Annotated in this window: 5 protein-coding genes; 1 reads left to right on the top strand and 4 read right to left on the bottom strand. The window is 72.4% G+C overall.

What is annotated here, in order from left to right:
- Positions 1 to 70: 70 nt before the first annotated feature.
- The 3 genes from ACFY1L_RS22440 to ACFY1L_RS22450 form a co-directional block, all read right to left on the bottom strand.
- Positions 71 to 997, bottom strand: coding sequence for a LysR substrate-binding domain-containing protein (locus tag ACFY1L_RS22440; protein ID WP_388826865.1), 927 nt, complete (start codon positions 995 to 997; stop codon positions 71 to 73).
- 257 nt (positions 998 to 1,254) lie between these two features.
- A complete protein-coding gene (gene eno, locus ACFY1L_RS22445) occupies positions 1,255 to 2,565 on the bottom strand; it encodes a phosphopyruvate hydratase (protein WP_388826867.1) in 1,311 nt (436 codons plus the stop codon).
- Positions 2,566 to 3,070: 505 nt separating this feature from the next.
- Positions 3,071 to 3,517: a hypothetical protein gene (locus ACFY1L_RS22450; protein ID WP_388826869.1), complete on the bottom strand. Its 447-nt coding sequence runs from the start codon at positions 3,515 to 3,517 to the stop codon at positions 3,071 to 3,073.
- 464 nt (positions 3,518 to 3,981) lie between these two features.
- Here ACFY1L_RS22450 and ACFY1L_RS22455 point away from each other — a divergent pair, with 464 nt between their 5' ends.
- Complete coding sequence (locus tag ACFY1L_RS22455; protein ID WP_388826936.1) at positions 3,982 to 4,815, top strand: SDR family oxidoreductase; 834 nt, start codon at positions 3,982 to 3,984, stop codon at positions 4,813 to 4,815.
- A 9-nt stretch (positions 4,816 to 4,824) separates the two neighbouring features.
- Here the strand turns inward: ACFY1L_RS22455 and ACFY1L_RS22460 are convergent, their stop codons facing one another.
- Positions 4,825 to 7,689 (bottom strand): SpoIIE family protein phosphatase, encoded by a 2,865-nt coding sequence (locus ACFY1L_RS22460; RefSeq protein ID WP_388826872.1) that lies wholly within the window; start codon positions 7,687 to 7,689, stop codon positions 4,825 to 4,827.
- Positions 7,690 to 7,828: the final 139 nt, after the last annotated feature.

The following is a 7,828-nucleotide window of genomic DNA, read 5'->3' on the forward strand; positions in this document are numbered from 1 at the left end:
GAACAGTGCGGCACACGTGTTCAAAGTTGCGTCGATTGGGGCTTGTGGCAGTCAGCCCGGGGCCGGGGTCTCAGCCGGCCGTGACGGTGGTGGCAGCTGTGACGGCGGTGGCGGCCGCCTGCCGCAGGCGCCGGATCACTCCTCGTACCGCGGGCGAGGTCTCGCCCTTGCGGTAGGCGCCGACCAGCCGGGTGGTCAGCGCCACGTCCGCCACCGTGCGGTAGGCCACCCCCGGGATGTTCGCGCGGCGCAGCGAGTCGGGGACCAGGGCCACCCCTAGACCTCCGCCGACCAGGGTCAGCGCGGCGATGTAGTCCCGCACGGGGGCGGCGCAGCGGGGGCTGAACGCCCCTTGCCGTGCCACCTCCAGGATCTGGTCGCGGCAGCCGTACTCCTCGTCGAAGTCCGGGGCCACGAAGTTCTCGTCGCGCAGCTCGGACGCCGGCACCGCTTCGTACGCGGCGAGCGGCGCACCGGCGGGCAGCGCCAGGACGACGTCCTCGGTCAGCAGGCAGGCCGCGGTGACCTCAGGCGGGTACACCGGTCGCCAGCGCAGGAAGCCGACGTCGATGTCCCCGCACGCCAGCGCCTCCAACTGGGCCGGTGTCTCCAACTCGCGGACCTGAAGCGTGAGGTCGGTGCCGGGGACCGCGCAGCGGGTGAGGACATCCGTCAGCACCCCGGAGAAGGCGGCCGAGGCGACGTACGCGATCTGGGCGTGTCCCAGCTCGCCCCGGCCCGCGCGTCGGCCCACGGCCTCCGCCCGCGCCGCCTGGGCGAGGGTCAGCCGGGCCTCTTCGAGGAACAGCCGCCCGGCGCCGGTCAGGGCCGGGCGGGTGCGTCGCCCGCGGTCGATCAGCCGTACGCCCAGGTGCGACTCCAGCGCCCTGACCTGGGCGCTGAGGGCCGACGGCGCGAGGTGCAGACGGTCCGAGGCCCGCGCGAAGTGCAGTTCCTCCGCGACGACGACGAACGATTCCAGCCACCGCAGTTCCATCGGCTCCTCCGTCCTGACCGCCCCGCGCCGAGAAGGGCGCCGACGGTTGTCACGACCTGGTGAGAGGGTCACCCCGCGGCGGTGTCAGGGCAGAACAGGAGTGCCGCGGGGTGGGTTCGGGAGCCCGCCGCTCAGCGGATCGCGGAGCGGGAGGGGCTTGGAGAGCGGATACGACAGGTCCGGGACGTCGGCGGTCACCACACTCGGTGTTCCGCTGGCTCGAACATGTCGATCTCGTTCTTGGTCTCGTTCTCGTTCTACGGCCTGGTCGTGGAGCGCGTGGACGCTGTGAAGGGGAACGCGGACCAGCCGCTGAATTCCGCGGAGTCGCCGAGGGACTCCTCGATGCGCAGCACCTCGTTCCACTTGGCCATGCGTTCGGAGCGGGTGAACGAGCCGACCTTCAGCTGGCCGGCGTCCCAGCCGACACTCAGATGCGCGATGGTGACGTCCTCGGTCTCACCGGAGCGGGCCGAGACGATGGTGCCGAAACCGGCGTCCTTGCCGGCGCGCAGCGCCTGGAACGCCTCGGTGACCGTGCCGGCCTGGTTCGGCTTGACGAGGACGGCGTTCACCGCCTTGTCGACGGCCGCCGCCTCGACCCGCTTGGCATGGGTGACCAGGTAGTCGTCGCCGATGACCTGGCAGCGGTGGCCGTAGCGGCGGGTGAACTCCACCATGCCGTCGTGGTCGTCCTCGCCCACCGGGTCCTCGACGGACAGGACCGGGTACTGATCGATCCAGCCGCCGAGCATGTCGATCAGGGCGGCGGTGTCCAGGGTGCGGTCGTCGAGCGCCAGCGTGTAGCGACCGGCACTGCCGAACTGGGAGGCCGCGACGTCCAGCGAGATGCCCACCTGGTGCGGAGCCGAGAAGCCGGCCGTCTCGATCGCCCGGGTCAGGGTGTCCAGGGCCTCTTCGTTGGAGTCGAACGCCGGCCAGTAGCCGCCCTCGTCGGCCACGCCCTGTGCCTTGCCCGCCTCGCGCATCAGACTTCCGGCGGCCCGGTAGATCTCCGCCGTCCAGTCCAGCGCCTCCGAGAAGCTGTGCGCGGCGGGGCAGACCACCATGAAGTCCTGCACGTCCACGCGCCGGTCGGCGTGCGCGCCGCCGCCGAAGATCTGGATCTCGGGCAGCGGGATGCGGACCCGTCGTCCGCCCGCGAGGTGCTGCCACAGGGGGACGCCCGCCGAAGCGGCGGCGGCGTGCAGCACGGCCATCGACGTGGCCACGATCGCGTTGCCGCCGAGGCGGCCGCGGTCGGGAGTGCCGTCGAGGTCCACCAGGAGCCGGTCGACGGCTTCCTGGTCGGCCGCGTCGAGGCCCAGCAGGGCGGGCGCGATCTCGTCGTTCACCGAGCCGACCGCCCGCTGGACGTCCAGTCCGCCGAAGCGCGGGCCGCCGTCACGCAGGTCGAGCGCCTCGCCCTGCCCCGTCGAGGCCCCCGCCGGCGCGATGGCCCGCCCGATCGAGCCGTCCGCGAGACGCGCCTCGACCTCTACGGTCGGCCGACCTCGTGAGTCCCAGACCCTGCGGCCGTGGAGTGTGGCGATGCGCGCGTCTGACATGACGGTGCGACCTTTCGGAGTCCGGCGACGGGGAGTGAGGCAGCCATAAGGCTCAACCTCTGTGCTAACGATAGCGCAATCATGGGAGAGGGGTGGGCTTGGGTCAAGAGATGACCAGAGGTTGCCGATCCTGTTGTTTGCTATCGTTCGCATCGGGGAGAGGGTCCCCGACCGAAATCCCCGGCGGATCCACCGCAGCTGAACAGAGGGACAGCACAGGTGCGCGGGTCCGCCGGGGCGCGGTTCACGGGAGCTGGGAAGCCGTGTCGGCTTCCCAGCTCCCGTCCGGCGGGGTCGCCGGGTGCGGCGTTCGCCGTGTCGCCGAGGTGAAGGCGGCCGGGACTCACCCGGAGTGCGGACGTACCGCTGCCCGGCGTGCCGCGAAGGTGAGGCCTCGCAGGTGCCGCCCGGCCTGCCCAACGGCTGCCGAACCGTCCGACCACGCGCTCGCCGGGGCGGTCCGGCCGGGGCGGCCGGCGGCGGAGGTGGTGAATCGCTGGGAGTGCTACGGAATCCTGACCTTGTAGACGCCGCCGGAGACGTCGGCCGTCGTGGGCTTGACGGTGATACCGCCGAGAGACTGCGCCCACCGGCCGGTCTGGGGGATGTACGCGTCGCAGTTGCCGGTCTCCCAGGCCGAGATGCCGTAGGTGACACCCGCGGTGATCTTGTGGTCGGTGACGAAGGTGGCCCGTCCGTTGCTGACGGAGACGTCCCCGCCCATGCCGCTCAGGCAGGTGACGGAGGCGCCGTCGTCGATCCGGAGACTGCCGAAGTACACGACGGAGGTGCCGGCACCTCTGGCGGCCAGCGGTACGTCGGCGGTGAGTGAGGCCGCGGGGGCCGCGGACGCTGTGGGTGCCACGGCAAGGGCGGTCGCGCAGGTGAGAGTGAACAGTGCGGCCAGGTAGGCGGAACGGGCGGTGCGGCGGGTGCGGTTGTGGGAGGTCATGAGACGCATGCCTTCTTCCAGGTGCTGGGGGGCATCCAAGAACCGAGACAATTGACGCGATCAGTGTTACCCAGGGAAACACCAGTGCAGGGACCCCGGTTCCGGCCATGTTCGAGTCCCGTCAGGGTGCGGCGCCGCATGGCGTACGACGGAACCGCCGACGCGGTTTCGGCCTGTGCGCGGTGGGCTCCAGGCCCTGTGGCGACAGACCGGCCGTCATGCACTGACACGCCGCGCCCGTGTCGTGTTCACCCCGGACGTCGGAGCGAAGACGCGACGGAGGCTCCGCCAAACTCGTCTCCGCAGTTCAGTGCGGCTGGTGTGAGGTGCGGGTGAGGTCTCTCGCGGGCAGGTGGGGTGATCGTCAGTACGAGATCGTCCGGCGTGGGCGTTCTCGCGGGTTCTGGTGTGAGGTTCGGGGCTGCCGCGTAGGTTCCGCGTCGGGAGGGATGTCCGTGACGGACATGCTGACGTGGACGATCGGGCGGCGGTCTGAGTCGGCGAAGCGTGCTGAGCTGCTGCGTAAGGAGCTGGGCGAAGTCGTGCTGGAGGTGGCCCGGTTGGAGGCCGCCGAGGTGGTGTTCGGGCAGTGGGCCGAGGCCATCGACGGTGGACGGCGGCAGTCGGGCATCGTGTCGCCGGAGCCGGAGCCGGAGCCGGAGCCGGAGCCGGAGCCGGAGCCGGAGCCGGAGCCGGAGCCGGAGCCGGAGCCGGAGCCGGTCGCTGTGACGGTGGGCCCGGGTGCGGGCGGGATGCGGGTGGTGTCCGATCGCGTCGAGGAGCTGAGGCTTCGGGCCCTGACCTCGGAGTATCTCAGGATCATGGAGATCGTGGCGGGCGCGGACGGTCCGGTGACGGCCAATGACGTTGCCCTCGGACTGGGCCGGGAGACCACGCCGGGGAAGATCGAGCCGGTCCGGGGGCAGCTGTGCGAACTCTCCAACCGTGGCTGGCTCCTGCGCACCGCACCGCACCGGGCCGCTACCGGCCATGCCGACCAGCGCTGTCGGCGGCCGGACGGGCCGATTCCCGCCGTAACGCGAGGGCCCCGGCAGGAGTTGGTTGAACACATCACCGTGAACGCCATCGCCCCGGGGCCCTTTGTGACCGACATGCTCGGTCACGTGGGCGCCGACCAGGACGTCGAGGCCGAGCTGCTGGCCCGGGTCCCGTTGGGCCGGTACGGGCTGGCCGGGGACATCGTCGGCGCCGTGCGCTTCCTCGCCTCGCGGGCCGGCGCCTACCTCACCGCCGCGGTCATCCCCCTTGACGGAGGAATCACGGGGTCCCCGGGCTGAGGGTGTGGGTCACGGCGCGGTGGCCACCGGCGCGATGTCCAGGCGGGCCCAGACGCATTTCCCGCCCTCTGTGTAGCGGGCGCCCCAGCCGTCGGAGGACAGCGCCACCAGTTGTAGACCGCGGCCGAATTCGTCGGTGAGCGCGGGGTGCCGCACCCGCGGTGTCGCCTCGGAGCCGTCGTACACCTCGCACACCACACCGGTCTCCAGATGCAGGAGCCGCAGGCGCACCGTGCCGCGGGGGTGGCTCTGGTCGTCCTGGGAGGTCCCCGCGTTCTGGTCGCTGTGGTCGTCCTGGGCGGACCCGCCGGGCAGGCCGGAGGCGTGTCGGACGGTGTTCCCGATCAACTCGCTCACGATGAGCCGGAGGGAGTCGACCAGGGAGGTCAGGGCCCAGTCGGCGAGCCGGTCGGTCACCAGGGCGCGGGCCTTGCGGGCGGACTCCGCGGCGCAGGGCAGGTCCCAGACCGCGATGCGCCCCGCGGGGACGCGGCCAGCGGACAGTACCAGGAGCGCGGCGTCGTCCCGGCGGTCGGAGGGGGCGGGCAAGCCGGTGACGACCGCCTGGCACAGCCCCTCCAGCCAGGCCGCGCCCGGGGCCTCCTCGTGCGTCCCGGGGTGGGTGGCGGCATAGGCGGACACGGCCTCGGCCAGCGGCCCCGGCTGGGTGGCGTCCGCGCCGAGCAGGCCGTTGGTGTAGAGGATCAGTACGCTGCCGGGCTCCACGTCCACTCGGGTGACGGTCGGCGGCACCCCGGAGGCGTCGTCGGTGACGCCGAGCGGGGGGCCGGGGGGCACGTCCAGGGCCTGCGGCGGTCCCTCGCCGCCGGGGCGGAGGACCAAGGGCGGCGGGTGTCCGGCGCTCGCGATGTGGCAGGTGCCGGCCGTGGGGTCGTACAGGACGATCAGGGCGGTGGCGTACGAGGGGGCGTCGGGTGTGCGGTGCTCCAGGCGGGCCGCGACATCGCCGAGGTGGGCCATGATGTCCTCGGCGGGCATGTCCAAGGTGGCCATCACCAGGACCGCGTGACGGATGATGCCCATGACGATGGCCTGTTCCAGGCCGTGGCCCAGCACGTCGCCGATGACGGCCAGGACCCGCCCGCCGGGCAGGGGCACGGTGTCGTACCAGTCCCCGCCCACGTCCTGTCCGGCGGCGGCCCGGTAGCGCGCGGCGGCGGTCACGCCGACCAGGCCGGGCAGCTCGCCCGGCAGCAGCTCACGCTGGAGGCGCTCCGCGCGGGCCCGCGTCTGCTCGTACAGCCGGGCGTTGCTCAGGGCCTGGGCGATGAAGGTCGCGAGGGTCTCCAGCAGGGTCCGCTCCTCCGCCCGGAACGGCCTCGGATCGGCCCAGCTGAGGACGCAGGACCCGACACTCCGCTCTCCGACGAGCAGCGGCAGCACGGCCCAGGCGTGCTTGCGGCCGAGGCGGGCCAAGGACTCCAGCCTGGGCCAGCGGCGCGCGAACTCCTCCGGCGAGGAGACGTACTGCGGCTCGCTCACGGCCGTGATCTCCACCGGAGGACGGGCGGAGTGCTCCAGCCGATTCAGCTCGTCGAGGAACTCCTTCGGGTAGCCGACCGCGCCGACGACGCGGGGGCCCGGGCCGGTCTGGTCGTGCAGGACCAGACCGGTCGCGCCGAACAGCGGCAGCACGTGCTCGGTGACGGCGGCCGCCACGTCGGCGGTCTCCAGGGCCTTCGCCAGAGCGGCGTTCAGGTCCGCGACCCGCTGGGTCCGTTCCGCCGCGGCCCGCTCCGCCCGACGATGCTCGGTGACATCCGCCCGCTGGACGGCGACGTGGCCGCCGACCTCCACGGCCCGCACCTGGTAGTAGGCCGCAGCGCCGTGCTCGTCCGCCGGCAGCTCCATCTCCAGAAGGGCCACGGATCCCGGCGCGGTCCTGGCACGGTCCACGAGCTGGGGCAGGCCATGGCCGCGCAGAGCGGGCACAGCCTCCCACGGCACGGCGCCCACGATCTCTGCGCCCTTCTCGGCGGCCATCCCTCGACTCGCACGATTGGCCCAGGCCACACGGTTGCCGTCGTCCAACACCTCGATGGGCTCGGGGTGCAGCTCCAGCAGTCCGGCCAGCCACTCGTGCTGGGAGCGCCGCGCGGTGATGTCCACGACGGTGCCGGTCATCCGCGTCAGGTTGCCGGCCGTGTCGTACTCGCCCCTCCAGCGCTCCTCCATCCAGGAGATCCGTCCGTCTTCTCCGACCACGCGGTACTCCAGCGCGGACAACTGGTGAGTGTCCAGCGCCCGCTTGGCTTCGACCTCGACAGCCGGGCGGTCATCGGGATGCACGCAGGAAAGCCAGCCGTCGACCTGGCCTGCCCATCTCTCCGGAGGCAGGCCTGCGCCGCGCAACACTTCCTCGGCGACCTGGTCCACGTCCACCTGTCCCGTGGCCAGGTCCCAGGCCCACGTGCCCAGCTTGACCGGCTGGACGGCACGGGGGCGCGCGGGCTCCTGCCACCACGGGGCCGGGGCGACAGGCCATCGCCTCACGTGCAGGAGCTGCCGACTGGTCGTCCTCGCCAGACCGGTCAGGAACGCGCGACGGGCCGCGTCCGGAACCCGGCTCGTCAGTACCGACAGGGCCCCGACCGGGGTGTCCCCCGCGGTGATCGGAGCGGACAGCATTCCCACCGTGGTCTCCCACCCCGTGGGGAACCCGGCGCGGCGTTCGGGTGGCAGCGGGGGCGAGGACCACGTCACTTCACGCCGCGCCACGGCCTCGGTCACCGCCCCGGACAGGGCAGGGGTGTCCACACGAGGGATACGCTCCCACGCCTGGGCCAGGGGCGCGGGCAGTCCAGCCGCCGCGGCCAGCAGCAGCGTGTTCTCTTCCGGCCCGGCCAGATGCACCAGTCCTGCCAGCCCGCCGACGCCGGCCGCGGCCTGCTGAGCGGCTAGTGTCCTGCGCCAGTAGTTGATCGTTAGTAGTCGTGTGACTTCTGCTGCTGGTGCGTCAGTTCCTCGTCGGGGCCCGAAACTGGAGCCGTTG

It is taken from the genome of Streptomyces sp. NPDC001663 (genome assembly GCF_042893105.1).
Taxonomy (GTDB): domain Bacteria; phylum Actinomycetota; class Actinomycetes; order Streptomycetales; family Streptomycetaceae; genus Streptomyces.

What these genes read in the sequence shown, in the direction of transcription:
- eno (WP_388826867.1), bottom strand. Translation starts at nt 2,565, where the DNA reads ATGTCAGACGCGCGCATCGCCACACTCCACGGCCGCAGGGTCTGGGAC.
- ACFY1L_RS22440 (WP_388826865.1), bottom strand. Translation starts at nt 997, where the DNA reads ATGGAACTGCGGTGGCTGGAATCGTTCGTCGTCGTCGCGGAGGAACTG.
- ACFY1L_RS22455 (WP_388826936.1), top strand. Translation starts at nt 3,982, where the DNA reads ATGCTGACGTGGACGATCGGGCGGCGGTCTGAGTCGGCGAAGCGTGCT.
- ACFY1L_RS22450 (WP_388826869.1), bottom strand. Translation starts at nt 3,517, where the DNA reads ATGACCTCCCACAACCGCACCCGCCGCACCGCCCGTTCCGCCTACCTG.